This window comes from Anoxybacillus sp. TBDG-1, assembly GCF_054815885.1.
The window spans coordinates 1-26,990 of record NZ_JBTZSY010000003.1 but is presented as its reverse complement, the minus strand read 5'-3'; the positions used below and the strand labels follow the sequence as shown (position 1 = coordinate 26,990).

28 protein-coding genes are annotated in these 26,990 nt (G+C 44.0%); all 28 read right to left on the bottom strand.

All coding sequences use genetic code 11. The annotated features are described in order from the left end of the window. Positions 1-18: 18 nt before the first annotated feature. The 28 genes from trmFO to sdaAA all read right to left on the bottom strand — a co-directional run bounded on the left by trmFO (position 19) and on the right by sdaAA (position 26,929). Positions 19-1,317 carry an FADH(2)-oxidizing methylenetetrahydrofolate--tRNA-(uracil(54)-C(5))-methyltransferase TrmFO gene (gene trmFO, locus ACYQY7_RS01675; protein WP_461200421.1) on the bottom strand — a complete coding sequence of 433 codons (1,299 nt, stop codon included), beginning with the start codon at positions 1,315-1,317 and terminating at the stop codon, positions 19-21. A 45-nt stretch (positions 1,318-1,362) separates the two neighbouring features. Next, on the bottom strand, positions 1,363-3,432 hold the full coding sequence (gene topA, locus ACYQY7_RS01670) for a type I DNA topoisomerase (RefSeq protein ID WP_461200420.1): 2,070 nt from the start codon (positions 3,430-3,432) through the stop codon (positions 1,363-1,365). 104 nt (positions 3,433-3,536) lie between these two features. Further along, on the bottom strand, positions 3,537-4,424 hold the full coding sequence (gene dprA / locus ACYQY7_RS01665) for a DNA-processing protein DprA (RefSeq protein WP_461200419.1): 888 nt from the start codon (positions 4,422-4,424) through the stop codon (positions 3,537-3,539). Between the two features lie 60 nt (positions 4,425-4,484). Continuing rightward, a complete protein-coding gene (gene sucD / locus ACYQY7_RS01660; protein WP_461200418.1) occupies positions 4,485-5,387 on the bottom strand; it encodes a succinate--CoA ligase subunit alpha in 903 nt (300 codons plus the stop codon). 19 nt (positions 5,388-5,406) lie between these two features. Then, positions 5,407-6,567 (bottom strand): ADP-forming succinate--CoA ligase subunit beta, encoded by a 1,161-nt coding sequence (gene sucC / locus ACYQY7_RS01655; protein ID WP_461200417.1) that lies wholly within the window; start codon positions 6,565-6,567, stop codon positions 5,407-5,409. A 118-nt stretch (positions 6,568-6,685) separates the two neighbouring features. Further along, positions 6,686-6,952: an EscU/YscU/HrcU family type III secretion system export apparatus switch protein gene (locus tag ACYQY7_RS01650; protein ID WP_461200416.1), complete on the bottom strand. Its 267-nt coding sequence runs from the start codon at positions 6,950-6,952 to the stop codon at positions 6,686-6,688. Then, positions 6,949-8,115 carry a hypothetical protein gene (locus ACYQY7_RS01645; protein ID WP_461200415.1) on the bottom strand — a complete coding sequence of 389 codons (1,167 nt, stop codon included), beginning with the start codon at positions 8,113-8,115 and terminating at the stop codon, positions 6,949-6,951. Before ACYQY7_RS01645 ends, ACYQY7_RS01650 begins: the two co-directional genes overlap by 4 nt. Before the next feature lies 1 nt (position 8,116). Beyond that, on the bottom strand, positions 8,117-8,896 hold the full coding sequence (locus tag ACYQY7_RS01640; RefSeq protein WP_461200414.1) for a ribonuclease HII: 780 nt from the start codon (positions 8,894-8,896) through the stop codon (positions 8,117-8,119). Between the two features lie 57 nt (positions 8,897-8,953). Further along, positions 8,954-9,808, bottom strand: a complete 855-nt coding sequence (gene ylqF, locus ACYQY7_RS01635) for a ribosome biogenesis GTPase YlqF (RefSeq protein ID WP_461200413.1) — start codon at positions 9,806-9,808, stop codon at positions 8,954-8,956. Positions 9,809-9,822: 14 nt separating this feature from the next. Beyond that, positions 9,823-10,374, bottom strand: a complete 552-nt coding sequence (gene lepB / locus ACYQY7_RS01630; protein ID WP_461200412.1) for a signal peptidase I — start codon at positions 10,372-10,374, stop codon at positions 9,823-9,825. Positions 10,375-10,446: 72 nt separating this feature from the next. Next, positions 10,447-10,791, bottom strand: coding sequence for a 50S ribosomal protein L19 (gene rplS / locus ACYQY7_RS01625; RefSeq protein ID WP_003394943.1), 345 nt, complete (start codon positions 10,789-10,791; stop codon positions 10,447-10,449). A 125-nt stretch (positions 10,792-10,916) separates the two neighbouring features. Then, positions 10,917-11,651 (bottom strand): tRNA (guanosine(37)-N1)-methyltransferase TrmD, encoded by a 735-nt coding sequence (trmD, locus tag ACYQY7_RS01620; protein ID WP_461200411.1) that lies wholly within the window; start codon positions 11,649-11,651, stop codon positions 10,917-10,919. Then, positions 11,648-12,169 carry a ribosome maturation factor RimM gene (gene rimM / locus ACYQY7_RS01615; RefSeq protein WP_461200502.1) on the bottom strand — a complete coding sequence of 174 codons (522 nt, stop codon included), beginning with the start codon at positions 12,167-12,169 and terminating at the stop codon, positions 11,648-11,650. The genes trmD and rimM overlap by 4 nt, the downstream gene beginning before the upstream one ends. Further along, complete coding sequence (locus tag ACYQY7_RS01610; protein ID WP_461200410.1) at positions 12,169-12,552, bottom strand: YlqD family protein; 384 nt, start codon at positions 12,550-12,552, stop codon at positions 12,169-12,171. The genes rimM and ACYQY7_RS01610 overlap by 1 nt, the downstream gene beginning before the upstream one ends. 48 nt (positions 12,553-12,600) lie before the next feature. Then, positions 12,601-12,828 carry a KH domain-containing protein gene (locus ACYQY7_RS01605; protein ID WP_032099744.1) on the bottom strand — a complete coding sequence of 76 codons (228 nt, stop codon included), beginning with the start codon at positions 12,826-12,828 and terminating at the stop codon, positions 12,601-12,603. A 3-nt stretch (positions 12,829-12,831) separates the two neighbouring features. Further along, positions 12,832-13,104, bottom strand: coding sequence for a 30S ribosomal protein S16 (gene rpsP, locus ACYQY7_RS01600; protein ID WP_004891099.1), 273 nt, complete (start codon positions 13,102-13,104; stop codon positions 12,832-12,834). Positions 13,105-13,199: 95 nt separating this feature from the next. Beyond that, positions 13,200-14,540 (bottom strand): signal recognition particle protein, encoded by a 1,341-nt coding sequence (gene ffh / locus ACYQY7_RS01595; protein WP_461200409.1) that lies wholly within the window; start codon positions 14,538-14,540, stop codon positions 13,200-13,202. Positions 14,541-14,552: 12 nt separating this feature from the next. After that, positions 14,553-14,885 (bottom strand): putative DNA-binding protein, encoded by a 333-nt coding sequence (locus ACYQY7_RS01590; RefSeq protein ID WP_461200408.1) that lies wholly within the window; start codon positions 14,883-14,885, stop codon positions 14,553-14,555. Positions 14,886-14,956: 71 nt separating this feature from the next. Continuing rightward, entirely contained in the window at positions 14,957-15,955 is a 999-nt protein-coding gene (gene ftsY / locus ACYQY7_RS01585) for a signal recognition particle-docking protein FtsY (protein ID WP_183247074.1), read from the bottom strand. A gap of 6 nt (positions 15,956-15,961) precedes the next feature. Next, the gene (smc, locus tag ACYQY7_RS01580) at positions 15,962-19,522 is read right to left on the bottom strand and encodes a chromosome segregation protein SMC (protein ID WP_461200407.1); all 3,561 of its coding nucleotides are present in this window, start codon (positions 19,520-19,522) and stop codon (positions 15,962-15,964) included. Positions 19,523-19,580: 58 nt separating this feature from the next. Continuing rightward, positions 19,581-20,297: a ribonuclease III gene (rnc, locus tag ACYQY7_RS01575; protein ID WP_461200406.1), complete on the bottom strand. Its 717-nt coding sequence runs from the start codon at positions 20,295-20,297 to the stop codon at positions 19,581-19,583. A gap of 69 nt (positions 20,298-20,366) precedes the next feature. Next, positions 20,367-20,603 (bottom strand): acyl carrier protein, encoded by a 237-nt coding sequence (gene acpP / locus ACYQY7_RS01570; RefSeq protein WP_055441167.1) that lies wholly within the window; start codon positions 20,601-20,603, stop codon positions 20,367-20,369. Positions 20,604-20,661: 58 nt separating this feature from the next. Then, positions 20,662-21,405 carry a 3-oxoacyl-[acyl-carrier-protein] reductase gene (gene fabG, locus ACYQY7_RS01565; protein WP_461200405.1) on the bottom strand — a complete coding sequence of 248 codons (744 nt, stop codon included), beginning with the start codon at positions 21,403-21,405 and terminating at the stop codon, positions 20,662-20,664. Then, entirely contained in the window at positions 21,402-22,343 is a 942-nt protein-coding gene (fabD, locus tag ACYQY7_RS01560; RefSeq protein WP_461200404.1) for an ACP S-malonyltransferase, read from the bottom strand. Before fabD ends, fabG begins: the two co-directional genes overlap by 4 nt. Positions 22,344-22,354: 11 nt before the next feature. Further along, positions 22,355-23,344, bottom strand: coding sequence for a phosphate acyltransferase PlsX (plsX, locus tag ACYQY7_RS01555; protein WP_461200403.1), 990 nt, complete (start codon positions 23,342-23,344; stop codon positions 22,355-22,357). Next, entirely contained in the window at positions 23,341-23,925 is a 585-nt protein-coding gene (fapR, locus tag ACYQY7_RS01550) for a transcription factor FapR (RefSeq protein WP_461200402.1), read from the bottom strand. Before fapR ends, plsX begins: the two co-directional genes overlap by 4 nt. 75 nt (positions 23,926-24,000) lie before the next feature. Next, the gene (gene recG / locus ACYQY7_RS01545) at positions 24,001-26,049 is read right to left on the bottom strand and encodes an ATP-dependent DNA helicase RecG (RefSeq protein WP_461200401.1); all 2,049 of its coding nucleotides are present in this window, start codon (positions 26,047-26,049) and stop codon (positions 24,001-24,003) included. Next, positions 26,042-26,929, bottom strand: coding sequence for an L-serine ammonia-lyase, iron-sulfur-dependent, subunit alpha (sdaAA, locus tag ACYQY7_RS01540; protein ID WP_461200400.1), 888 nt, complete (start codon positions 26,927-26,929; stop codon positions 26,042-26,044). Before sdaAA ends, recG begins: the two co-directional genes overlap by 8 nt. Positions 26,930-26,990: the final 61 nt, after the last annotated feature.

The window sequence follows — 26,990 nt, the reverse complement described above, 5'->3', positions numbered from 1 at the left end:
TAGCTCTTGCAACGAATTTCACAACTTTTTTAAAAAATTCTGAATTGTTTTCAATGCTCGTTCCGCATACTGTTCATTTTTTTTCTTTTTATCTTTGATCGGTTCATCAAGCGAAGCGAATAAGCCAAAATTCGCGTTCATCGGTTGAAAATGTTTTGGGTTTGCTGATGTAATATAGTGCGCCATGCTGCCGATCGCTGTTTCTTGTGGAAATACGACAAGTTCTTTCCCAAGCATATAGTGCGCAGCATTAATCCCTGCCACAAGTCCTGATGCGGCTGACTCAACATACCCTTCGACCCCGGTCATTTGTCCTGCAAAAAATAAATTTTCTCTTTCTTTATATTGATATGTCGGTTTTAATAACTTGGGCGAATTAATAAACGTATTGCGATGCATGACGCCATATCGTACAATTTCTGCTTGTTCAAGCCCTGGGATGAGACGAATGACTTCTTTTTGTGCCCCCCATTTTAAATGCGTTTGAAACCCGACAATATTGTACAACGTTCCTGCCGCATCATCTTGGCGAAGTTGGACGACGGCAAAAGGGCGTTTCCCTGTACGCGGATCTTCTAAGCCGACAGGTTTCATTGGTCCAAACAACAACGTCTTTTTGCCGCGCCGCGCCATCACTTCAATCGGCATACATCCTTCAAAATAAATCTCTTTTTCAAACTCTTTTAAAGGCACGGCTTCAGCAGAAACGAGCGCATCATAAAATCGGTCAAACTCCTCTTCTGTCATCGGGCAGTTAATGTATGCTGCTTCCCCTTTGTCGTAGCGAGACTTTATATACACTTTTTCCATATCAATGCTTTCTTTCTCAACAATCGGTGCAGCCGCATCGTAAAAATATAAATATTCTTCCCCTGTCAACGCTTGAAGCTGTTCCGAAAGCGGCTGCGATGTTAACGGACCTGTCGCAATAATCGTTGGGCCTGTTGGAATTGTTGTTACTTCTTCGCGCACAACCGTCACATTCGGATGATTCGCTACCATGTCTGTGACTTTCGCTGCAAATTCGTGACGGTCGACTGCTAAAGCTCCGCCAGCTGGTACAGAACAAGAGTCCGCTGCTTTCATAATAACAGAATCTAATCGGCGCATTTCTTCTTTCAACACGCCGACGGCATTCGTTAACGTATTTGCTCGCAGCGAGTTGCTACATACAAGCTCAGCGAATTTATCGGTATGGTGAGCTGGCGTTTGTTTGATCGGACGCATTTCATACAATCGAACACGAATGCCACGTTTCGCGAGTTGCCACGCGGCTTCACTTCCTGCTAATCCCGCTCCAATGACGGTTACTTCCATTGATATTCCCTCCTCGATAAAATGGGTGAGGGTATGCGCCTCACCTTACTGTTGTTCGTTATATTCACATTGCGTACATTGAATATGTACACTCTTTTTCCCTTTTTTCTCAACAAGCATGCCGCCGCACCTTGGACACGGACGACTGATCGGTTTATCCCATGAAACGAAATCGCACGTTGGGAAACGATCGCAACCATAAAACATCCGCTTCTTTTTGCTTTTTCGTTCGACGATGTTTCCTTCGTGACACCGCGGGCATTTCACACCGATGTCTTTGACGATCGCTTTTGTATTGCGACATTGTGGGAAGTTCGAACAAGCGATAAACTTTCCGAAACGCCCCATTTTATATACCATCGGACTTCCGCATACTTCGCAATCTACATCTGCTGATTCATCAGCTATTTCTACTTTCTCCATTTCTACTTCAGCAATTTTTAATCGTTTTTCAAACTCGCGATAAAATTCGTCAATGATGCGTACCCATTCGACTTTCCCTTCTTCGATGTCGTCTAAGTTTTTTTCCATTTTTGCTGTAAATTCGACATCTAAAATTTCAGGGAAAAATTGCATCATTAAATCAAGTACAATTTCGCCAAGTTCCGTTGGCACAAATCGCTTATTTTCAAGCGTCACATAATTGCGCTTTTGAATCGTATCGAGCGTCGGGGCATACGTCGATGGGCGGCCGATGCCGAGCTCTTCTAACGTTTTCACAAGGCGAGCTTCCGTATAACGTGGTGGAGGCTGGGTAAAATGTTGTTTTCCTTCGATATCTTTACTAAATACGCGCTCTCCTTCCACAAAGTCCGGCAATAATCGCTGTTGTTCATCTTTCGGATCATCCGTTCCTTCGACATACACTTTCATAAAGCCCGGAAACTTGACTGTCGAACCTGTCGTACGAAAGACGACCAAACCGTTTGAAAGTTCGACCGCTACTGTATCGAGTACAGCTGGCGCCATTTGACTCGCGATAAAGCGCTCCCAAATAAGTTTATATAGCTGATATTGATCGCGCGTGACATACGGCTTAATCGCGCTCGGATGACGCCAGACGGACGTTGGGCGAATCGCTTCGTGCGCATCTTGTGCATTTGTTTTTTGTTTTTCTTTTCTTTTTTCTGTGGCTACATATGATGTGCCGAACGTCTGTTCAATATACTGACTCGCCTCTTGTTGAGCGCTTTCTGATACACGCGTTGAGTCTGTACGCATATATGTAATTAAACCAACAGTTCCTTCGCTTCCAAGGTCAATTCCTTCATATAGTTGTTGGGCAACCATCATCGTTTTTTTCGTACGAAAATTTAATTTCCGAGCCGCCTCTTGCTGTAACGACGATGTAATGAACGGGGCAACGGGATTGCGCTTTCGTTCTTTTTTCGTTACCGCTGTAACAACAAATTCATTGCCTTGAATACGATTTAACACATGTTGGACATCTTGTTCTGTTTTTAAATCGAACGTTTCGTTATCAAGTCGGTAAAATTGTGCTTCAAATATGTCGTTTCCTTTCACAAATGTTCCTTGAATCGTCCAATATTCTTCGGGCTGGAACGATTGGATTTCCTTTTCTCGATCGATAATTAAGCGAAGCGCAACAGATTGCACACGTCCTGCACTTAATCCTTTTTTTACTTTTTTCCAAAGCAGTGGGCTAATGTTGTAGCCGACAAGGCGATCGAGCACGCGCCGCGCTTGTTGGGCATGAACTAAATGCATATTAATGGCACGCGGCTGTTCGAATGACTGTTTAATGGCATCTTTCGTGATTTCGTTAAATACAACGCGACATGGTGAGTCTGTATTTAAATCAAGCAAATGTGCTAAATGCCAAGCAATTGCTTCCCCTTCTCGATCCGGGTCGGCGGCAAGAAATACTTTTTTTGCTTTTTTCGCTGCCGCCTTCAGCTCTTTAATCACGGAGCCTTTTCCACGAATCGTAATATATTTCGGCTCATAGTCGTTTTGTATATCAACGCCCATCTGACTTTTTGGCAAATCACGCACATGACCCATCGATGCTTTTACTTTATACTTTTTTCCTAAATATCGTTCAATCGTTTTCGCCTTCGCCGGCGACTCTACAATGACTAAGTAGTCTGACATCATTTTGTCCTCCCTCAAGAGGTAATTCGTAAAGTAAAATCTTCATTATTATTAATGATGATTCGTTCATTTGTCAAACATCATTTTTCGATTTTTTCTTTCGTTCATGTAAAAAGATGTCGAAATTCCTCTTCAATATCGTTACTTGACAATATTAATTTCGCCCCTTGTTGAATGAGAAGATTCGTTCCACGTGCTTCTTTTGTCGATATGTCACCCGGAATCGCAAACACTTCTCTTCCTTGTTGCAACGCAAAATGAGCGGTAATGAGCGATCCGCTTCGCTCTTTTGCTTGCACGACAAGCGTACCGACAGACAAACCGCTAATGATGCGATTGCGCATCGGAAAATGCCACGTTTGCGGACGGACAAACGGCGGATATTCCGAAATAATAAGTTGCGTTGTCGCTAATTGTCGAAATAATGATTCGTTTTCAGGGGGGTACATGTAATGCAGTCCCCCAGCAATGACCGCAATCGTTTCGCCATTGTAGCGCAAACATAAACGGTGCGCCTCTGCATCAATGCCTTTTGCTAGTCCGCTCACAACGACCCAACCGTCTTGAATCAGTGGCGGAAGTACGATGTGCATCGCTGTAATTCCTTGCCGAGTCGGTGTTCTTGTTCCGACGACACTAATCATTTTTTTTCGCTTAAGCAATGCCACGTTTCCTTTCGCATATAGTACCCACGGGGGATCATATATATGTTTCAGCCACTCCGGGTAGCCATCTTCGTTTATTGTTACAATATGAATGTTTTGCTCCTCATATGTTTTTATCATACGTTTCAACTTGTGACAATGCAAATCATGGAAAAAAGCAGTGAAATGTTTTTGGGAAATCGGCAGTAATCGTTGGAGTTGATGAGAAGAAAGGTGAAAAATCGAGGTGAGCGATGAGTCAAAATGAAGTAAGCGTGCAATGCTTTTCCACCCAATGCCGCGACAATGATGCAAATGAATGAGTCGTTCGCGAGTTGTGTCGTACATCATATTCCTCCTTTTTTATAAAAATCGTCCTAAGGCTTGTTCCTTAGGACGATTGGATGATTAATGTGTTTTACATTTTTCGTATAAGCCACGCTCTTTTAATACCGAGATGAGCGTTTCGCCAATGACTGCCGGCGTCTCTGCAACTTTAATGCCGCATGCTGTCATCGTTTGAATTTTTTCTGCCGCTGTTCCTTTTCCGCCAGAAATAATCGCACCCGCATGTCCCATACGTTTTCCTGGAGGAGCTGTTTGTCCACCAATAAAGCCGACAACCGGTTTTGTCATGTTCGCTTTTACCCATTCTGCCGCTTCTTCTTCTGCTGTTCCACCAATTTCACCAATCATAATGACCGCATATGTGTCTTCATCTTCGTTAAACGCCTTTAATACGTCGATAAAGTTTGTACCGTTGACTGGGTCACCACCAATGCCAACCGCTGTCGATTGACCGATACCTGCTTGTGTTAATTGATGAACAGCTTCATACGTTAACGTACCCGAACGCGAAACAATACCGACGTGACCTTTTTTATGAATGTAACCCGGCATAATGCCGATTTTACATTCTTCTGGCGTAATGACGCCAGGGCAGTTCGGACCGATGAGACGCGTTTTCTTTCCTTCCATGTAGCGCTTTACTTTCACCATATCTAATACTGGAATGCCTTCTGTAATACAAACAACTAAGTCGATTTCCGCATCGACAGCTTCCATAATGGCATCCGCAGCAAATGCCGGCGGAACATAGATGACGGAAGCGTTCGCACCTGTTTTTTCAACCGCTTCGGAAACTGTATCAAAAACAGGCACACCTTCTACTTCTGTACCGCCTTTTCCTGGTGTGACACCGCCAACGATGTTTGTGCCGTATTCGATCATTTGTTTTGTATGGAACAATCCTTGTGAACCTGTAATTCCTTGCACGATTACTTTCGTATCTTTATTAACAAAAACGCTCACGTTTCTCCCATCCCTTCTATTAGCTTACTAGCGAAACGATTTTTTGCGCGCCGTCTGCCATCGATTCAGCCGCTGTAATATTTAAGCCAGACTGTTCTAAAATCTTTTTCCCTAATTCAACATTTGTTCCTTCTAAACGAACGACGAGCGGAAGGTTTAAACCGACTTGTTTTGTCGCTTCAACAATCCCGTTTGCGATCACGTCGCATTTCATAATGCCGCCAAAAATGTTAACGAAAATACCTTTTACGTTCGGGTCAGATAAGATGATTTTAAACGCTTCTGTTACTTTTTCTGTCGTCGCACCGCCACCGACATCTAAAAAGTTCGCTGGCTCACCGCCGTAATATTTAATAATGTCCATCGTTGCCATCGCTAAGCCCGCACCGTTTACCATGCAGCCGATGTTCCCGTCAAGCGAAATGTAGTTTAAATCATATTTTGATGCTTCAATTTCTTTCGGATCTTCTTCGTCTAAATCGCGGTATTCTAAAATGTCTTTATGACGATATAGTGCATTAGAATCAAAGTTAAGCTTTGCATCGAGCGCCATCACTTTTCCGTCTCCTGTCACAACGAGCGGGTTAATTTCAGCGATCGAGCAGTCTTTTTCAACGAACACTTGATATAACCCTAACATAAATTTTACCGCTTGGTTGACAAGCTCTTTTGGAATGTTGATGTTAAACGCCATGCGACGCGCTTGAAACGCCTGTAAGCCGACAGCTGGGTCGATATACTCCTTAAAAATTTTCTCCGGCGTTTTTGCTGCGACTTCTTCAATTTCTGTTCCGCCTTCTTCTGATCCCATTAAAACAACGCGGGACGTTGCACGATCGACAACAAGTCCGATGTAATATTCTTTTTTAATGTCGCATCCTTCTTCGATCAAAAGACGCTTCACTTCTTTTCCTTCTGGACCTGTTTGGTGCGTGACAAGCACTTTGCCTAATAGCTCACTTGCATATGTACGAACGTCTTCTAAGCTTTTTGCGACTTTTACCCCCCCTGCTTTTCCGCGACCGCCAGCATGAATTTGCGCTTTGACGACACAAACGCTACTGCCGAGCTCTTTCGCCGCCTCGACTGCTTCTTCAACCGTAAACGCTACACGACCGTTCGGCACGCTCACTCCGTAGCTTCTGAGGATCTCTTTTCCTTGATACTCATGAATATTCATACCCCATCCTCCTATGTATAAAAATAAAAGTACTAGCGCTTTCATTGTATAATGATACTTTGTCAGTTGTCTACCATTTAGACAGAAAATTCTTTAACAAAAGAAAAAGAAGCGACGACTACAATCGCCCCTCCATCTTTTTTTCGACTTGATAAATAAATGCAAATACTTCCGCAACGACTTTGTATAGTTCTTCTGGAATCGTTTCATTTAACTGCAATTGCCCAAGCATCGCAACAAGCGTTTCATCTTCGTAAATCGGGACGTTGTATTGTTTCGCACGTTCAATGATGCGCTCAGCAACCGCTCCTTCCCCTTTTGCTACAACGATTGGGGCAATATGTTGTTCGTCGTACGATAAAGCAACGGCACGCTTTCGTTTCATATGCGATAATCCACTCCTTTATACGAAAATGGTTCAACAAGTAACCGTTCGCTTCGCTTGTTCATCGGCAGTTTAACGGAAACGGTAGAAAGCGTGTAGCCATGTTCAGCAAGCTTCTCCTTTAGTGACGGCTCAAGGGCGGATGCGTACAGTTCTACATAGGGCGTGTCGTTAATGATCGAAATATGAACGATGCGTTGTTGAATGTGAACGTCTACAATCGTTTCTTTTAACGTCGCCATCGTCAAATAAAATAAAATGCGACAATAGTCTGGATCCATTTTTCCGTTTTCTCGCTGTTTTCCGCGCCATTGAATCGTCACATCTGTTGCATGCGTCCCGATGAGTAACGGAAATTGAGTAAATATATGTTGGAGCGAATTGCTGTTTGTTGATAACAACTGATATGCTTTCATCCGATCAAGTAATGTGGTGATCTCCCCTTTCAACTCTCCTGTCGCTTCTTCTGCTGCTGTGTGCAATAAAACGAGCCATTCATCTTGTTGTTTCATCGTTTCTTCGAGCAATCGTTGCATGTGTTTAGGCGAAAGAGAGGAAAGGGTTGGTATATGACGCAAATGAGCAGAAAGTGTCGCTAACGTTCCTTTCGGGTGAAGGCGATCAATCATCATCGCTAGCGTGAGTTGTTGTTCATATAGCGGTCGGTCGTTTTGCAATGCAACGAACGCACGAAACACATCGTCATGAAGCGGCAAATCGTGCATCAATAGCCATTTGATTGCTTGCACCTCTTTTTCGCCGCCTGTTTGCAACCATTGTCGAATGAGCGCCATATCATTTTTTTTAAACGAAAATGATTCATTCATCATCCAGCGAACGAGCGCCTTCGTTTGCTCATTCATCGGTAAACGAAAATGGCGGATGACGCTTTCTTCATCTGTAAGCTTTGCTGTTTGTTGCAATATTTTGAGTTCAAGCGGAGATGTCTTTTGCACGTGAAACGTATATGCGCCACCTTCTTTGACAAGCGACTGCAATTCAGCTGTAAGCGTATGATTTCCAATCCGAACGAGCGCTGTTCGGTCTTCGTTTATTTTTTCGATTTTTCCATAGATGATGTCGCCAACTTGAAACGTCGGTGCTTTTGGTAAACGTATCGTTTGTGCATCATTAAATAACGTGCGCAGCCATTGAACGTTCATCTCATTCCCCCCGTTTTAATCGCTCGCGAATCGGGGCAAAAGAACGACGATGCTCTTCAATAACTCCGTATCGTTCAATCGCTTGTAAATGCGCTTTCGTGCCGTATCCCATATGTTTTTCAAAGCCATATTGTGGATATGTTTCACCTAACTGTTTCATCATCCGATCGCGCGTCACTTTTGCTATAATGGAGCTTGCAGCAATGGATGCACTGTGCGCATCTCCTTTCACAATGGATGTTTGCGGAATAGATAGCGGAATGTGCATCGCATCAATAAGCAAATGTTCGGGAGCGATCGGAAGCGCTTGAACGGCTTGCACCATCGCCTTTTTCGTCGCTTCGTAAATGTTTAACTCATCAATTTCACGGGCGGTCACAATGCCGATGCCGATCGCGAGCGCCGTTTGTTGAATAATAGAAAACAATTGCTCACGTTTTGTTTCCGATAGTTTTTTCGAATCGTCCAAATGAGGTAAAAACACGTCTTTCGGCAAAATGACCGCAGCCGCAACGACTGGGCCAGCGAGCGGACCACGTCCAACTTCATCTACGCCAGCGATGTAGGGCACTCCTTTTTCATATAGCGCCTGTTCATATTGCAACATATGCGAAAAACGTTCCCGTTCGCGTTTTTCTGCTTCTTTTTGTTTATACCATTGTTGAACGAGGCGTTGGACACCTTTTCGCTCATCATGTAATAGTTGTTGAAACCATTCGTCTGTTTCATCGTGAATCGTTTGTAGCCGTTTTTTTATTTCTTGTATATTCACCGTCATCACTCCTTACATCTTATATCGACAAATAAGCAAAAAAATAAAGGCTCGCGTATGCGAACCTTACGGGCGGTCAAAACTAAGTCGTCCTAATTTTTCTGTGCGGATATCGCGCAACACAAGCTCAGCGACTTTATCGTAGTCGACGACGCCACCAGAAGCTAAACAGCCGCGTTTTTTCCCGATTTCGTCAAACAATTGGACGATGTCTTCTGGAATATGTGAAAGGGCATATCGTTCTTTTAAACGGTCTTGGTAATGAGCCGCTAAAAAACGTAACGCATATACAGCGACGTCCTGCAAATTTAAAATCGTATCTTTAATCGCTCCCGTCGTTGCAAGCTTTAATCCGACTTCTTCATCTTCAAATTTCGGCCATAAAATCCCTGGTGTATCAAGCAGCTCAAGCTCCTTGCCGACTTTAATCCATTGTTGTGCTTTCGTCACTCCCGGCGTATCGCCTGTTTTGGCGATATGTTTTCCTGCGAGTCGGTTAATGAGCGTCGATTTTCCGACGTTTGGAATGCCGACAATTAACGCGCGCATCGCACGTGGACGTTTAATTCCTTTCGCCATCATTTTTTCAAATTTTGGGCGTAACCGCTCTTTTGCTACCGCTACAATTTGTTTGACCCCTGTTCCGCTTTGTGAGTCGATCGCAAGCGCTTCAATTTGCTGCGTAGCGAAAAAGTCAATCCATTGTTTTGTGACGTCTGGATCAGCCATATCTGCTTTATTTAACAGCATGATGCGCGGTTTATTCGCGACAATTTCATCAATTAACGGATTGCGCGATGAAATAGGGATGCGGGCATCCACTAGTTCAAATACGATATCAATGAGCTTTAGCTTTTCTGTTACTTCCCGTTTCGCTTTTGCCATGTGGCCAGGAAACCATTGAATCGTCATCGTTGCCACCTACTTTTATTATGTTATTCAACAATGCGAGCATCAGAAAGAGGCCAATAGACGACCGACGTTTTGCCTACGACTTTTTCCATCGGAATAAATCCGATATGACGGCTATCTTTACTATACCGACGATTATCTCCGAGCACGAACAAATGACCTTCTGGAACCGTTTTTTGTCCCCATAGCTCTTCGAGTGTAAATGACTCCGTTAACGGACCGTCAAACAGTTGTTTTTTCTCCTCATCTAAGTAAGGTTCTTTGTAAGGCTTTCCGTTGACGTATAACGTGTCGTTTCTATATTCGATCCGATCGCCCGGCAACCCAATGACGCGCTTAATATAGTCTTTTCCTTCTTCAGCGTGAAACACAATAATATCAAATCGTTCTGGTTCGCCAATTTTGTATGCCATTTTATTGACGATCATCCGATCTTGGTTATGTAACGTCGGCATCATCGATTCCCCTTCAACGATAATCGGAGCAAAAATAAAATAGCGAATGCCTCCTGCTAACGCTACAGCAATTAAAATTGCTTTCAACCATTCAAACCATTCGTTTTTTTGTTTTGCCATCCTTCTCCCACCTATATGATGAATGTTGAAAAAGGAGCTTGATGATCAAGCTCCTCGCAATCATTTCGTTTGTTAGATGATTTCTTTGATGCGTGCTGCTTTACCGCGGAGTTGACGCAAGTAGTACAACTTCGCACGACGAACTTTACCGCGACGAACAACTTCTAATTTAGCAATCTTCGGCGTGTGTAATGGGAATGTACGCTCAACACCTACACCGTAAGATACTTTACGAACTGTAAATGTTTCGCTAATTCCACCACCACGACGCTTAATGACAACGCCCTCGAATACTTGGATACGTTCACGGTTTCCTTCAACAACTTTCACGTGAACGCGCACTGTGTCACCAGGGCGGAATTCAGGAAGATCGTTACGTAGTTGTTCTTTTGTAATTTCTTGAATTAAATGATGCATCATTTTCATCTCCTTCCAACAGATGCTCATGCCTATGTTTATCGTTCATAGCAGCGGAACATCGTTTTACGTGCGACATAAGCCACAACGCTTATACTAGCATAAAGATGTATCGGATGCAAGAGTTACCGCTTATTTTTTTCCCATTGTTCAATCCATTTTTTTTGTTGTTCCGTTAGATCATACGTCTCAAGCAAGTCTGGTCGGCGCAGCCATGTGCGACGCAACGATTCTTTTTGACGCCACTCTTCAATTAATCGATGGTTGCCAGAAAGAAGGACGTCTGGCACTTTCATCCCTCGAAAATCCGCAGGGCGCGTATAATGTGGATGCTCAAGCAAACCAGAGCTGTACGAATCGTGTACGGGCGAATGTTCATTGCCAAGCACGCCAGGAAGCAGACGAACGACGCTGTCGATGACGACCATCGCTGCGAGCTCTCCGCCTGTTAAGACGTAATCACCAATGGAAATTTCGTCTGTGACAAGATGCTCACGAATGCGCTCGTCGTATCCTTCATAATGTCCGCAAATGAAAATTAAATGTTGTTCTTTGGCGAGTTCCTCCGCCTTTTTTTGCGTGTAACGTTCGCCTTGTGGACAAAGTAAAATAATGCGCGGACGATGGCTTTGTTTCGTTAAATGATCAACCGCATCAAAAATCGGTTGCGGCTTTAATACCATGCCCGCTCCCCCGCCGTAAGGATAGTCGTCTACCGTTTGATGTTTATTATCGGCAAATTCACGAAAATTGACGAGCTGGAACGTGACCGCCCCTTTTTCTTGCGCACGCTTTAAAATTGACTCGTTGAAAACACCAGTAAACATTGTTGGAAATAAGGTGAGTACATCAATTTTCATTCGTCAAGCAATCCTTCCATGACATGAATCGTAATCGTTTTGTTTTCAACATCAACTTGTTTGACGACATCTGCAATGTATGGGATTAACACATCGCCACCTTTTTTTCGTTTGACGACCCATACATCATTAGCGCCTGGGGTTAAAATTTCTTTTACTTCGCCAATCATTTCACCATCTTCAGTGACAACCGTACAACCGATAATTTCGTGAAAATAATATTCTCCTTCGTTAAGCGGTTGTAATTGGGTTTCTGGTACTTTAATGATTGCCCCTTTAAACTGTTCAACTAAGTTAATGTTGTCGTATCCTTCAAACGTTAATAAGTCAAACGTCTTATGAACGCGATGGCTCGCCACTTTGACTTCAATTGGCGGTTTGTTTTCCATAAAAATATATAGCACATTTCCGACTTTATAGCGCTCTTCTGCAAAATCTGTGCGTGAAATGACGCGCACTTCACCGCGAATGCCATGCGTATTGACAATTTTTCCGACATGAAACCACTTCACAACGATCACTCCTCGCGTATATCAACAACGATTCCGTCTTCAATAATAATCGTTTTCTGAGGCGTCCAACGCGCACCGATGTGAATGTCAATGATCGCCTCTACCTCTCGTTCTTTTATTTCGCTCCCTATCGGTAATATGCGCAATTGTTCGAGCAGGAAATCAAGTTCCGCTATTTTTTGACGACGAACTTGCATTTCCCGTTCAAACTTTTCTTTAATTTGTTTCGGTGAAAAAGATGTTTGCTTTTCCATTCGTTTTTGTTCAAAGACGAGCTGTTCACATTGTTGTTCAAGTTGCTGTTTTTGTTTTGTAAATTGTTGCATAAGTTGTTGCTTGCTTTTTTCTGTCAATCGTTGCTTCACTTCAATCGTTTGAATGATTTTCATGGCGCACCGCCTTTCTGAACGAAAAAAGGGGAGGTGTCTCCCCCTCCCTTACTCTTCGATGCGTACGTCTATTCGCTTCTTCGACTCATTTGCTGCTTGAACAACGGTGCGAATCGCTTGAATCATTCGTCCATTTTTTCCGATCACTTTTCCAACGTCTTCTTGATGAAGCGCAATCGCATATGTGATCGATTGTTGTTGTTCCGTTTCGCGAATGACGACGCATTCCGGATGATCGACAAGTGACCGAACAATCGTCTCAAGCAACGTTTTCATATATTACTTTCCGTACTTTAAGTTGTGGAATTTTTCTAAAATTCCTTGTTTTGAAAGCAAGTTGCGCACCGTGTCAGATGGTTTCGCACCGTTTTGTAACCATTTTAATGCAAGTTCTTCGTTAATTTTAATTTCTGCAGGCTCTGTTAACGGATTGTACGTGCCGATTGTTTCGATGAAACGACCGTCACGTGGAGAACGAGAGTCTGCAACAACGATGCGATAAAATGGTGATTTTTTTGCACCCATACGTTTTAAACGAATTTTTACTGCCATGATGATAGCACCTCCGAAAATATTTCACACAAGATAGTATATTAGCAATAAACGTTTTGTTTGTAAAGTGTTTTTTCTTAACACTATCATTTTGTTTACATGAACGGGAAGCGGAACCCTTTCTTTTTCCCTTTTGGCATAGTTGTCATCATTTTCATCATTTTTTTCATTTCGTCAAACTGTTTCAACAAGCGGTTGACGTCTTGAACCGTCGTTCCGCTTCCTTTGGCGATTCGCTTTTTGCGGCTTGAGTTAATGATGTCTGGATTCATTTTTTCTTCTTTTGTCATTGACCGAATAATCGCTTCGACGCGGCTAATTTGTTTTTCATCAATTTGTAAGTTGTTTAAGCCTTTTACTTTGTTTGCACCCGGAAGCATTTTTAAAATTTCATCAAGCGGGCCAAGTTTGCGCACTTGTCCAAGCTGTTCTAAAAAGTCGTCAAGGGTAAATGAAGCTGTGCGCATTTTTTGTTCGAGCTCTTTTGCTTTTTCTTCATCGACGGCGGCCTGCGCTTTTTCAATGAGCGTCAGTACGTCGCCCATGCCTAAAATGCGCGATGCCATCCGCTCTGGATGAAACGGTTCAAGCGCATCGAGCTTTTCGCCCATTCCGACGAACTTAATTGGCGTGTTCGTGACCGCTTTAATCGACAACGCCGCTCCGCCACGCGTATCGCCATCGAGCTTCGTCAAAATGACGCCCGTTAAGCCAAGCTGTTCGTTAAAGCTTTGCGCGACGTTTACCGCATCTTGTCCTGTCATCGCATCGACGACAAGGAAAATTTCATCCGGTTTCGTCACTTCTTTAATTTGTTTTAATTCATCCATGAGCGCTTCGTCGATGTGCAGTCGCCCTGCGGTATCGATTAACACATAATCGTGGTGTTCTTCTTTTGCTTTTGCGATCGCTTGCTTGGCGATTTCAACCGGGCTTACTCGATCACCGAGCGAAAACACAGGGATGTTCAATTGTTTACCTAGCGTTTCAAGCTGTTTGATCGCCGCTGGACGATAAATGTCAGCGGCGACGAGCAACGGTTTGCGATTATGTTTTTTGCGCAGTAAGTTCGCTAATTTCCCCGTCGTCGTCGTTTTTCCTGCCCCTTGCAAACCGACCATCATAACGACGGTTGGCGGACGACTTGCGACAGCAATTTTGCTATTTTCTCCTCCCATCAATTCCGTCAATTCTTCTTTGACGACTTTGATGACTTGCTGCCCCGGGGTCAAACTTTTTAACACTTCTTGTCCGACAGCTCGCTCGCTTACTTTTTTCACAAAGTCTTTGACGACTTTAAAATTGACGTCAGCTTCTAATAGCGCTAGCCGCACTTCGCGCATCATTTCTTTTACATCGGCTTCCGTGACTTTGCCTTTGCCACGAATTTTATTCATGACATGTTGCAGACGGTCGGCCAATCCTTCAAATGCCATCGTTACCGCCCCCTACTCTAATTTCTCCAACTCCGCAACGAGCTTTATCAGCTCTTCATCGTTCGGATAGCGTTCGGCAATATGCGTTTTTAACGAATGCAATAGTTTTTGCCGCTGTTGAAATTTTTGAAACAGCAATAGCTTTTGCTCATAATCTTCTAGCATCGCTTCCGTTCGTTTAATGTTATCATATACAGCTTGACGACTCACTTCGTACTCTTCGGCAATTTCACCGAGGGAGTAATCGTCTAAATAATAAAGGGACATATAGTTCCGCTGCTTCGGCGTCAACAACGATTGGTAAAAGTCATATAAGTAGTTCATTCTCGTTGTTTTTTCTAGCATGAAACTCCCCCCTGTTAAGTGAAACGCCTTTACATGACTTTAGTGTATATGTTTTAGCCGATGCTGTCAAGTCATTCTCCTTGCGTCTCTTCGCGTTCCATAAACGTTGAAAATAGTCCGTACACGAATTGTTCTGCATTAAACGGCTCTAAGTCGTCCATTTTTTCTCCTAAGCCAACAAACTTCACCGGAATGTTTAACTCATGGCGGATCGCTAACACAATGCCACCTTTTGCTGTTCCATCTAGTTTCGTGAGTACAATGCCGGTAACATTCGTTGCTTCTTTAAACGTCTTCGCTTGGCTCATCGCATTTTGTCCCGTCGTTGCATCTAACACGAGCAACACTTCATGCGGTGCACCTGGTACTTCTCGTTCAATGACGCGTTTGACTTTTTCAAGCTCTTTCATTAAGTTCACTTTATTTTGCAAGCGACCAGCTGTATCACACAACAAAATGTCAACGTTGCGCGATTTCGCCGCTTGAATCGCATCGTACATCACCGCAGCCGGATCGGAGCCTGCTGACTGTTTAATCACTTCGACGCCTACTCGCTCTCCCCATACTTCTAACTGTTCAATCGCACCAGCACGGAACGTATCGCCTGCCGCAAGCATCACTTTTTTTCCTTCGTTTTTTAATTTATACGCGAGCTTTCCGATCGTCGTCGTTTTTCCGACGCCGTTTACACCGACAAATAAAATGACCGTTAAACCGTTTGGCTGAATGTTTAATTCTGTCGTTTCATCGCCGCTCGCTTGATATATATCGATGAGTTTTTCGGAAATGACGCTATACATTTCTTTCGGGTCTTGAATGTTGCGGCGCTTTACTTCCATTTTCAACTCATCAATGAAATCCATCACCGTTGCCACACCGACGTCTGAAGCAATTAAAATTTCTTCTAGTTCTTCAAAAAACTCTTCGTCCACTTTTCGATAGCGGGCAATTAAGTCATTCACTTTTCCTGCAAAAGAGTCGCGCGTTTTTTCTAAGCCGCGCTTAAACTTTTCCGTCACTGTATCCGCTTGTTTTGCAATTTTTTCTTTTAATTTTTTAAAAAAGCTCATCGTTTTTCATCCTTTCTTTCCAGCTGCTTCTTCAAGTCGAACGGAAACAAGTTTCGATACACCTGATTGTTGCATCGTTACTCCGTATAGTACATCCGCTTCTTCCATCGTTCCTTTTCGATGAGTAATGACGATAAATTGCGTTTCATTGCTAAATTTCTTTAAATATTTCGCATATCGTTGCACGTTTGCTTCATCGAGTGCAGCTTCCACTTCATCGAGCACGCAAAACGGAACAGGGCGAACGTTTAAAATAGCAAATAAAAGAGCGATCGCCGTCAACGCCCGCTCGCCCCCTGATAATAAGCTTAAATGTTGCAGTTTTTTTCCTGGCGGTTGGGCGACGATATCGACACCTGTATGAAGTAAATCGTTCGGATCGGTCAGCTTTAAATCCGCTTTTCCTCCTCCAAACAATTCGACGAACACGCGCGCAAATTGGGCGCGAATTTGTTCAAACGTCGCCGCAAATCTTCGTTTCATTTCATCGTCCATTTCGTCAATGACTTGATAAAGTGTATCTTTCGCGCGTTGTAAATCTTCTTTTTGTTCCGTTAAAAAGCGATGGCGCTCGAATACACGTTCATATTCTTCAATGGCGCCAAGGTTCACCGTCCCAAGCTCATCAATCGCCAGTTGAATGAGCTTTACTTTTTTTCGGGCTTCTTGCGCTGGGATGTGGAGCGGGAACGCTTCTTTTGCCGATTCAAACGATAGTTTATATTCTTCACGAAGTCGGTTCAACAAATGATCCAGCTCCATATCAAAACGCGCAAGTTTCACTTCTTCGTCTTTTAACGTATCCGTTAACTGTTTATGTTGACGTTTCAGCTCTTTTATTTCTTTTTCGAGCTGTTCAAGCTTCGTTTGGTATTGTAGTCGTTGTTCACGCCGACTTGCGATCAGTTGAATCGTTTCTTCTTTTTGCTTCGTTTTTTCTTGGCATATTCGTTCGAGTTGTTGCTCATCTTCCTTTTGCTCGTTCATATGATGAATGAGTTGATGCCGCTCCTCTTCCATTTTTGCGCGCGTTCGTTTCGTTTCTTCCCATTCTTCGACAAGTCGACGCACATGTTGTTCTTCATTTCTCACGTGTTCTTGCTTTTCTGCGAGCGCGACTTTTAAAGCGGTCAGCTGTTCTTGCATTTGTTCTTTTGATTGTTGTTCGAGCTGTTTTTTTTCTGTCCATTGCTGTACTTGTTCGTCAATATGAGCGATTTTTTTCTCTAGCTCATCAAGCTGTTGTATAACATCGTGAAGTCGAGCGGTCAGCCTTTGTTTTTCTTCTTCAAGCGTTTGTTGTTCATAGCGATATATAGCGAGTCGCTCGTCCATATGTTTTTTTCGGAGATCTAGTTCCGTCCATGCGCTTTTTTCTTCTTGCAGCGCCATACGGTTTGCTTCTAGTTGGGCATAAAGATGTTCCCGTTGCTGTTCTGCTTGGGCGATCGCCCCTTTTTCACGCTGGATGCGCTGTTCGAGTTCAATCGTTTTTCGTTCGATTTCGCGAAAACTTGCTGTCACTTCTTCAAGTTCACGCGTACGACTTAATAATGAACTTGTCTGTTTATTTACCGTTCCTCCCGTCATCGCTCCGCCCGGATTCACAACATCCCCGTCAAGCGTGACGAAACGATAGCGATATTGCAGTTGGCGAGCGAGCTCATTCGCTCCTTTTAAGTCCCGCGTAATAATGACCGTTCCAAGAATGTTTGTCATCACTTGCGCGTACGTTGCTTCATACGTAATTAATTCGGAAGCGACGCCAACATATGCTGGATGTTTCGCCATATCCGCTCGCACAGATGGAGGAAGCGATTTTCCTTGAATGACGTTAAGTGGTAAAAAAGTAGCTCGTCCGTACGCCTGTCGCTTTAAAAACTGAATCGCTTCGCGTGCGCTTTGTTCGTTTTCTACAACGATATGTTGCGCTGCTCCTCCGAGCGCCACTTCGATCGCCGTCTCTAGTTCAGACGGCACCGCCATCAGCTCAACGACTGCTCCATGAATGCCTGAGAGGCGATCTTTTGCTTTCAATACTTCTTTTACGCCTTGGAAAAATCCGACGTACTCTTGTTGCATCGCTTCAAGCATTTCTTTTTTTGATTTCATCTTTTGAACGTATTGATACGCTTCATATAACGCCGCTTCTTTTTTGCGATATTGTTCTTTTTGCGCTGTTAATTGTTGTTCTTTTGCTTTCATTGCTTCTTCTTGCTCGGCGATGCGCTGTTGTAATTTGTGAACAAGCTGTTGCTTTTGTTCCCATTGTTGAACGATTTGCTCGTATACCTGAATATGCTCGTCGTTTGCAGCGATCAGCTGTCGTTGTTTCTCTTCGTTTTTTTGCAACTGTGCTTCCGTGTGCGTCCGTTCATTTTTTAACGTCGCTTGTTCATGGACGAGATCAATATATTCACTTTTAAGCCGTTCAATTTCTGCCTCCGCTTTCGGACCGTAAGCAGAAAGCACGTTGGTTTTTTCTTTTAATTCCGCTTGAAGCGCTTGCACATTTGTTTGAAGCTGTCGAAGCAGCTTCTTTTTTTCTGCAATAGTCGCTTCCAGTGCACGTTCGCGCTCAGCCAATTGGGCCATCGTTTGTTCAATTTGGTTTTGTTGCTTATGAGCGTTGTTTTTTCGCTCTTTTAATACTTGTTTTTTTCCTTCCATTTTTTCGAGCTCTTCGCTCACAAGCAATAACACTTGTTGTAAGCCGTCAATCGACTCATCAAGCGCCGTCAGTTCATGACGCAATTCAGCGATGTGCGCTTCTTCTTTTTGCAGCGTCGTTGCTAGTTCCATCTCGCTTTGTTCATGTAAGGCGAGATGTTCTTTTAACGCTTCCCATTTTTCGTGTAGCTGTTCAATTTCATAGACGATTAGCCCGACTTCGTACGTTTGTAATTGTTCTTTTTTCTCGATATATTCTTTCGCAATGGACGCTTGTTGTTTCAACGGTTCAAGCTGTTGGTTTAATTCGTGTAAAATATCTTGCACGCGCTGCAAATGATCTTCCGTTTCGCTCAACTTGTGTTCAGCCTTTTTTTTCCTCATTTTATATTTTAACACACCGGCTGCATCTTCAAAAATCATGCGGCGGTCTTCCGGTTTACTGCTTAAAATTTCTTCGACTTTTCCTTGGCTAATGATCGAAAACGCTTCACGACCAACACCTGAATCCATAAATAAATCGACAATATCTTTTAAGCGACACGGCTGTTTATTAATAAAAAATTCGCTATCTCCAGAGCGATATACACGTCTTGTTACACTGACTTCTTCGTATTCAAGCGGCAAAAATTGATCGCTATTATCAAGCGTTAATGTCACTTCCGCAACGTTTAACGGCTTGCGCGATTCGCTCCCTGAAAAGATAACGTCTTCCATTTTTGCCCCGCGAAGCGACTTCGCTGATTGTTCCCCGAGCACCCAACGAATCGCATCTGTAATGTTGCTTTTCCCGCTTCCGTTCGGACCGACAATTGCCGTCATACCCGGAACAAAATCGATAGAAATGCGATCCGCAAAAGATTTAAATCCGATAGCTTCTAAACGTTTGAGGAACACATATATCCCCCTTTATCTAAAGATGTGACAGTAAACAAGGCTGTCCTTTCGCACCGGATCAGCCTTGTTGTAATTGTTTTAGCTTAGCTAATGCCATTTGTGCGGCGCGTTGCTCTGCCTCTTTTTTCGATCGTCCGACTCCAATGCCGAGCTCTTCGCCATTTAACGATACGCGCGATACGAATTCTTTATTATGGGCAGGACCTTTTTCCTGTAAAATTTTATATTCTAAAACTCCGCTGCCATCACGTTGTACAAGTTCTTGTAGTTGACTTTTGTAATCCATCACATGAGAAAAAGCACCTTGGCGAATTTTCGGGAACATCGTTTTCTCTAAAAATTGTACGACTGCTTCAATCCCTTGATCTAAATAAAGCGCCCCGATAAACGCTTCAAACACGTCCGCTAACAGCGACGGACGCATGCGCCCCCCCGTCAGCTCTTCTCCTTTTCCGAGCAAGACGAGATCGCCAAACGATAGCTCATGAGCGAACGTAACAAGCGACGGTTCACAAACGATCGCCGCCCGCAGTTTCGTTAGTTCCCCTTCGCTCATTTGCGGAAACTGTTCAAATAAATATTGAGAAACGGTCAATTCAAGAACAGCATCTCCTAAAAATTCAAGGCGCTCATTATCTTCATGTAGCCGCTTCCGATGCTCATTCACATATGATGAATGGGTAAATGCTTGAATAAGCAATTTTTCATTGCGAAAAAAAATGCCGATTTGCTCTTGAAACTGTTTAAATTTCATGTACGGTCGTTGCTTCGACATGCATATGAACCCCCAACTATAAACGTAAAAAGCATAGAAAGCCCCGCTTACAAAACGGGACTTTACTTATTATGATAGACGGCTTTTTATGTAGTTTACTGCGTCACCGACAGTAACAATTTTCTCCGCCTCTTCATCTGAAATTTCCATATCAAATTCATCTTCTAATTCCATAACAAGCTCAACGACATCAAGCGAATCTGCCCCTAAATCTTCTTTGAATGAAGATTCAAGTGTTACTTGTGATTCCTCAACACCTAGGCGATCAACAATAATTTTCGTTACACGCTCGAACACATCTGCCATTTTATTCACCTCCCCTCAAGTCATTATACTGAATTATATCAGAAAATAAAACGAATTTTTACATGACCATGCCGCCATCAACATGAATCGTTTGCCCTGTCATATAGCTTGCCCCATCTGAAACGAGAAACGCTACGACATGCGCAATATCTTGTGGATTTCCAAAGCGAGCAAGCGGAATTTGCTGCAGCATCGCTTGGCGCACATCTTCGCTTAATTGATCGGTCATATCTGTCGTAATAAATCCAGGCGCAACAGCATTTACCGTAATGTTTCGGCTCGCAAGCTCTTTTGCGGCTGTTTTTGTTAGCCCGATGACACCTGCTTTTGCAGCAACATAGTTTGCTTGCCCAGGATTACCGCTTACGCCGACAATGGACGCCACGTTTACAATTCGACCGTATCGTTGTTTCATCATTGGACGCGTCACCGCTTTTGTGCATAAAAAGACACCTTTTAAGTTCGTATTGATGACCGCATCCCATTCTTCTTCTTTCATGCGCATAAGCAAGTTGTCGCGCGTAATGCCTGCGTTGTTAACTAAAATATCGACGCGCCCCCAACGCTCAAGCACTTCTCTCACCATGCGCTCGACCGCTTCGCTATTTGCTACATCCGCTTGTACAGCGAACGCTTCGCCACCCTGTTCAACAATTTGAGCGACAACTTCATTTGCTTTCGTTTCACTTCCTGCATAATTGACTGCTACTTTTGCGCCAAGACGAGCGAGATGCAAAGCAATTTCGCGCCCAATGCCACGTGATGCTCCTGTCACAATCGCTACTTTTCCTTCCATCTTCATTCCCCTTTCACCGTAGCCACCGTCGCTATAAACGAAACTTCATCAAAAATCGAATAGACGTTGACATGACGGTTTATTTTTTTCACAAGACCGCTTAATACTTTCCCAGGACCGATTTCGATAAACGTATCTACACCTAAATCAATCATCGTTTGAATCGATTGCTCCCAACGAACAGGCGAATACAATTGTTCAACAAGACGTTGTCTCATTTCCGTTGGATCTGTCATCGGCTCAGCTGTCACGTTCGAAATGACAGGCACTTCACTTGGTTGGAATGACAATGTGTTAAGCACCGCTGAAAACTGTTCTGCTGCAGGCTTCATTAAACTCGAATGAAACGGTCCGCTCACTTCAAGCGGGATGACCCGCTTGGCTCCTTTTTCTTTTGCAAGTTGCGATGCTCGCTCGACCGCTTCTTTTGCCCCTGAAATGACAATTTGTCCCGGACAGTTTAAGTTCGCTAATTGAACAGGTGATGATTCCGTTGATGCTTCATCGACAACTTGTTGCAATAAAGCTTCATCCATACCAAGCACCGCAGCCATCGTTCCTTGTCCTGACGGCACTGCTTTTTCCATCAATTCTCCGCGCTTCCGCACCGCATATACCGCATCGGAAAACGACAGCACAGACGCTGCAACGAGCGCGCTATATTCTCCGAGGCTATGTCCTGCGACATAATGCGGAACAATACCTGCTTCTTTTACTTTTTGTAAAAATGCAATGCTTGTCGTGAGCAATGCTGGCTGAGCGTTTTCTGTTTTTGTTAATACGGCTTGTGGTCCTTCAAAAATAAGTTGTGACAAAGAAACTTGCAATCGTTCATCCGCTTGGCGAAAAACAGCAGCTACTGCTTCATCTTTTTCCGCCCATTCTTTTCCCATACCGACCGTTTGTGAACCTTGTCCCGGAAAAATAAATGCGATTTTCCCCATCATGCCACCTCTTATTGTTTTATTTCAGCTACGGATTGTTTCACCGTTTGTACAACGTCATTGGCAACCATTTCGCGCGCTTGGCGCACCGCATGGAAAATAGCGTGGGCATCCGATGAACCGTGCGCTTTAATGACCGGTGCACGTAAACCGAACAGCGCTGCCCCACCGTATTCAGCGTAATCCATCTTTTTCTTCAATTGCATGAGCTGCGGTTTTAAAGCAAGCGCTGCTACTTTGCTTACTACTCCGCTTGTCAGCGCCGATTTTAACATCGAAAAAACAGCAATCGCCGTTCCTTCGATTGTTTTTAACGCCACGTTGCCGGTAAATCCGTCAGTGACGACGACGTCAGCTGCTCCTTCTAATAAATCGCGCGCTTCCACGTTGCCGATAAAGTTTAGTGGCGTCTCTTGTATAAGTAGAAACGCTTTTTTTGCTAATTCATTTCCTTTTTGATCTTCTGTTCCGACATTTAATAAACCAATGCGTGGGCGACCAATGCCACGCACTTTTTCAGCATATGCTGCGCCCATGAGCGCATATTGCAATAAATGTTCTGGGCGAGCATCGACGTTTGCGCCAACGTCTAACAATACAAATCCTTTTCCATCAATCGTTGGCAACGTCGGGGCAAGCGCAGGACGATCAATGCCGTCTATGCGACCGACGATAAACAGCCCTGCTGCCATTAAAGCTCCTGTATTGCCTGCTGAAATGCACGCATGGGCGCGCCCTTCGCTCACTTCATTGGCCATTAATACCATGGACGCCTCTTTTTTACGGCGAACGGCACGAACGGGTTCATCTGTTGCTTCAATCACTTGTTCCGTATGAATGATCGATAGTCGTTCATCATTTGTGATGTATGGGCGAATGAGCGTCTCATTCCCGACAAGCGTAATTTCGATATCTTGAAAGTGCTCAATCGCCTTTTGTGCACCGATCACGACTTCTTTCGGTGCGTGATCGCCTCCCATGGCATCGATTGCGATTTTCATCTTTCTTCTCCGTCCTTTTTCACAACGTTTGAGCGATACATATGAAATTCTCCTTGAAAAACAAGTTCTTTTCCTACATAGCTATTTACTTCGACGACGGTACGCCCGTTTTCGTTTAAATTTTTCACTTTTGCTTTGGCGACGACGCGCTCGCCTTCTTTGACAGGACGCATAAAACGAATGTTCGCCTTTGCCGTTAATGCGAGTTCATCGTTAATAACTGCTACAGCGAGCGAATTCGCTTGGGCAAATAAATGATGTCCTCGTGCAATTTGATTGCGTTTAAACACATGTTCTTGTTTGACATCAAAAATCGAAATCGCACTTTCGTCCAATTGCATATCAATAATTTCCCCAATGACTTCTTCAATAGGCAACGACTTTACTTCGTCAGCGAATGTGCGTTCAGCGACATGTTTAATGCGCTCGCGCAACTCCGGAATCGATAGTTCTAGGCGATCGAGGCGGATCGTTTGAATGCTGACTGAAAATTTTTCGGCAAGCTGTTCATCCGTAATAAAAGGGTTTTCTTCAATCGTTGCTTGCAGTAATCGTTGCCGTTCTCGTTTATTTCTTCTCATGTTCGATCCACCATCCGAATTATTACTAGGTACTAATAGTAGTATATAACACCCGAAATGATATTTCAACAACTTTTAATCTAATTTTTCGCCGTTTAAAACGCCCGATTGTTGTAAATGTTCACGAAGTAGCGCATACGTTTCATCGTGCCAAAACGAAGGCGAAGCAATGAGGCGTGCCGCATCTTGTCGCGCCACTTCTAAAATGCGATAGTCGTGAACAAGATCGCCAAGGCGAAACTCGGGCATGCCGCTTTGCTTCGTTCCGAAAAAGTCGCCCGGCCCACGCAGCTCTAAATCTTTTTCAGACAATACAAAGCCATCGTTCGTTTCTGTCATAATGCGCATTCGCTCTTTTCCGGTTTCCGATTTTGGATCGGCTACTAAAATACAGTACGACTGCGCTTGTCCGCGCCCAACACGCCCACGCAACTGATGAAGTTGGGCAAGACCGAAACGATCCGCATCGTAAATAACCATGACCGTTGCATTCGGAACGTTTACGCCGACCTCAACAACCGTTGTAGAAACTAAAATATGGATGTCGTTTATGCTAAAGGAGCGCATCACTTCTTCTTTTTCTTCTGAAGATAAACGGCCGTGCATCAATCCAATGCGATAACGTCCTTTATAATAGTGCGTCAGCATCGCATGTACATCAATGGCGTTTTGAACATCAAGTTTTTCTGATTCTTCAATGAGCGGGCAAATGACGTACGCTTGATGACCGGCATCGACTTGTTTAGCGATAAATTGAAATACACGTTCAAGCATATCGTGTTTCACCCAATATGTTTCAATTTTTTTTCTTCCTTTTGGCATTTCATCAATGACGGACACGTCCATTTCTCCAAAGGCCGTAATCGCAAGCGTGCGTGGAATGGGTGTCGCCGTCATAAATAATACATCAGGTGATTGGCCTTTTTCACGTAAAATACGTCGCTGTTCGACCCCGAAACGATGTTGTTCATCTGTGATGACAACACCAAGTTTCGCAAAATTGACGTCGTCTTGAATGAGCGCGTGCGTACCGACAACAACGTGAACGGCACCTGCTGCGAGCTGTTCAAGTAGCTGTTTACGCCTTTTTCCTTTTACCGAGCTCGTCAACAGCTCGACATGAATACCCATCGGCGCAAGCAGCGAACAAAGTGATTCAGCATGTTGCTCAGCTAAAATTTCTGTCGGTACCATTAACGCTCCTTGATACCCTGACAAATGCACCGCATATAATACAATAGCAGCAACGACTGTTTTTCCCGAACCGACATCGCCTTGTAATAGGCGATTCATGCGGTACGGTGATTTTAAATCTTGCACAATTTCACGCACAACGCGCTGTTGAGCGTTCGTTAACGGAAAAGGAAGCGACTGAATAAAAGCATGAAGCTGTTCATCGGAAAAACGATGCGCAATGCCCGGTGATTGTTCGCGACGATATTTTTTTAACGCTTGCATTTTTAATTGAAAAAGTAAAAATTCTTCATAAACGAGACGGCGCCGCGCTTGTTTCAGCTGCTCGTGCGAAAGCGGCATATGAATGGCTCGTATCGCATCACGTTTTGGTATAAGCCGATATGTTTGCAGCAACTCGTTCGGCAATGGGTCGACAATCGCATCACTGTATTGTTGCAGAGCTAGCGCAATAAAACGTCGCATACCTTTCACCGTTACATCGCCACGCGTCGAATAAACCGGTTCAATTTCTTTTTGCTGTTTCATTTCCCCGATGTACAGTTGTTGCGCCGTGATCGTTTGTCGATGTTTATCCCACTTGCCTGTGATCGTTACCGTTTCGTGTAAAGCAAGTTTCTTTTTCAAATACGGTTGGTTAAAACAAACGGCGGTTACTAAAAATCGGTCAACAAGTATACGAAACGTTAGGCGTGACTTTTTTCGGCTATAGTACGTCAATACAGGCTCGCTATACACTTTGCCGACAATCGTTATTTTTTCATCGTGCTTTGCTTCTTCTAATGGACATATGCGATAATCTTCATACCGAAAAGGGAAATGATACAACAGTTGTTCAATTGTATGAATCCCCATCTCATGAAGCGTAGCCGCCGTCTCTTCTCCAATTCCTTTAATCGCTGTGACTGCTTGTTGTAATACGTCACTCACGTTTCTCATTCGGCTTGCCGAAAATATCCGCTTCCCATTTACGAGCGGTCGGCGTTGCCGCTAACCCTCCTTGTGCTGTTTCTTTTAACGCAATCGGCATCGTTTGACCGATGCGAAACATCGCTTCAATGACTTCATCGCACGGAATGCGACTTTGTATCCCAGCAAGCGCCATATCAGCAGCAATCATCGCATTTGCTGCTCCGATCGCATTTCGTTTCACACATGGTACTTCGACTAACCCTGCAACGGGATCACAGACGAGCCCAAGCATATTTTTTAAAGCGATCGCCATCGCTTCTGCCGCTTGTCTTGGCGTACCACCAGCCATTTCGACAAGCGCTGCCGCTGCCATGCCTGCTGCTGAGCCGACTTCTGCTTGACAGCCTCCCGCCGCTCCAGAAATCGATGCATTGTTTGCAACAACAAATCCGAACGCACCAGCTGTAAATAAAAACTCAACCATTTGTTCACGCGTCGGCTGCAGTTTTTCTTTTACTGCAAATAGCGTACCTGGAACGACACCAGCTGATCCTGCTGTCGGGGTGGCACAAATCATTCCCATCGCCGCGTTCACTTCGTTCGTCGCCATCGCTTTGCTGACGGCATCTAAAATCGTTTCTCCCGATAAAAATTGACCGCGTGCAATATATTGTTGCAAGCGAGTCGCATCGCCCCCTGTTAACCCGGAATGCGAACGAACGCCTGCCAATCCACGCATGACAGCTTGTTCCATCACTTGTAAGTTTTTCTCCATTTGCGCAACGATATCCTCTCGGCTACGCTCAGTCACTTCCATTTCTTGTCGAATCATCACTTCAGCAATTTTCATTTGTTCTCGTTCCGCTCGCTCCACAAGTTCTGCTACATTTCGAAACATCGTTATCTCCGTTACAGAAAACTTACAAAACTTTATAAATAATCTATTCATTATTTATAAA

What these genes read in the sequence shown, in the direction of transcription:
- fapR (WP_461200402.1), bottom strand. Translation starts at nt 23,925, where the DNA reads ATGAGAAGAAATAAACGAGAACGGCAACGATTACTGCAAGCAACGATT.
- sucC (WP_461200417.1), bottom strand. Translation starts at nt 6,567, where the DNA reads ATGAATATTCATGAGTATCAAGGAAAAGAGATCCTCAGAAGCTACGGA.
- ACYQY7_RS01645 (WP_461200415.1), bottom strand. Translation starts at nt 8,115, where the DNA reads ATGAACGTTCAATGGCTGCGCACGTTATTTAATGATGCACAAACGATA.
- lepB (WP_461200412.1), bottom strand. Translation starts at nt 10,374, where the DNA reads ATGGCAAAACAAAAAAACGAATGGTTTGAATGGTTGAAAGCAATTTTA.
- ACYQY7_RS01605 (WP_032099744.1), bottom strand. Translation starts at nt 12,828, where the DNA reads ATGAAAACGTTGCTTGAGACGATTGTTCGGTCACTTGTCGATCATCCG.
- topA (WP_461200420.1), bottom strand. Translation starts at nt 3,432, where the DNA reads ATGTCAGACTACTTAGTCATTGTAGAGTCGCCGGCGAAGGCGAAAACG.
- ACYQY7_RS01590 (WP_461200408.1), bottom strand. Translation starts at nt 14,885, where the DNA reads ATGCTAGAAAAAACAACGAGAATGAACTACTTATATGACTTTTACCAA.
- rplS (WP_003394943.1), bottom strand. Translation starts at nt 10,791, where the DNA reads ATGCATCATTTAATTCAAGAAATTACAAAAGAACAACTACGTAACGAT.
- dprA (WP_461200419.1), bottom strand. Translation starts at nt 4,424, where the DNA reads ATGTACGACACAACTCGCGAACGACTCATTCATTTGCATCATTGTCGC.
- ftsY (WP_183247074.1), bottom strand. Translation starts at nt 15,955, where the DNA reads ATGAGCTTTTTTAAAAAATTAAAAGAAAAAATTGCAAAACAAGCGGAT.
- plsX (WP_461200403.1), bottom strand. Translation starts at nt 23,344, where the DNA reads ATGAAAATCGCAATCGATGCCATGGGAGGCGATCACGCACCGAAAGAA.
- ffh (WP_461200409.1), bottom strand. Translation starts at nt 14,540, where the DNA reads ATGGCATTTGAAGGATTGGCCGACCGTCTGCAACATGTCATGAATAAA.
- ACYQY7_RS01650 (WP_461200416.1), bottom strand. Translation starts at nt 6,952, where the DNA reads ATGAAACGAAAGCGTGCCGTTGCTTTATCGTACGACGAACAACATATT.
- sdaAA (WP_461200400.1), bottom strand. Translation starts at nt 26,929, where the DNA reads ATGTTTCGAAATGTAGCAGAACTTGTGGAGCGAGCGGAACGAGAACAA.
- acpP (WP_055441167.1), bottom strand. Translation starts at nt 20,603, where the DNA reads ATGGCAGATGTGTTCGAGCGTGTAACGAAAATTATTGTTGATCGCCTA.
- ACYQY7_RS01610 (WP_461200410.1), bottom strand. Translation starts at nt 12,552, where the DNA reads ATGAAAATCATTCAAACGATTGAAGTGAAGCAACGATTGACAGAAAAA.
- rpsP (WP_004891099.1), bottom strand. Translation starts at nt 13,104, where the DNA reads ATGGCAGTAAAAATTCGTTTAAAACGTATGGGTGCAAAAAAATCACCA.
- fabD (WP_461200404.1), bottom strand. Translation starts at nt 22,343, where the DNA reads ATGGGGAAAATCGCATTTATTTTTCCGGGACAAGGTTCACAAACGGTC.
- rnc (WP_461200406.1), bottom strand. Translation starts at nt 20,297, where the DNA reads ATGTCGAAGCAACGACCGTACATGAAATTTAAACAGTTTCAAGAGCAA.
- trmFO (WP_461200421.1), bottom strand. Translation starts at nt 1,317, where the DNA reads ATGGAAGTAACCGTCATTGGAGCGGGATTAGCAGGAAGTGAAGCCGCG.
- fabG (WP_461200405.1), bottom strand. Translation starts at nt 21,405, where the DNA reads ATGAAGATGGAAGGAAAAGTAGCGATTGTGACAGGAGCATCACGTGGC.
- trmD (WP_461200411.1), bottom strand. Translation starts at nt 11,651, where the DNA reads ATGAAAATTGATGTACTCACCTTATTTCCAACAATGTTTACTGGTGTT.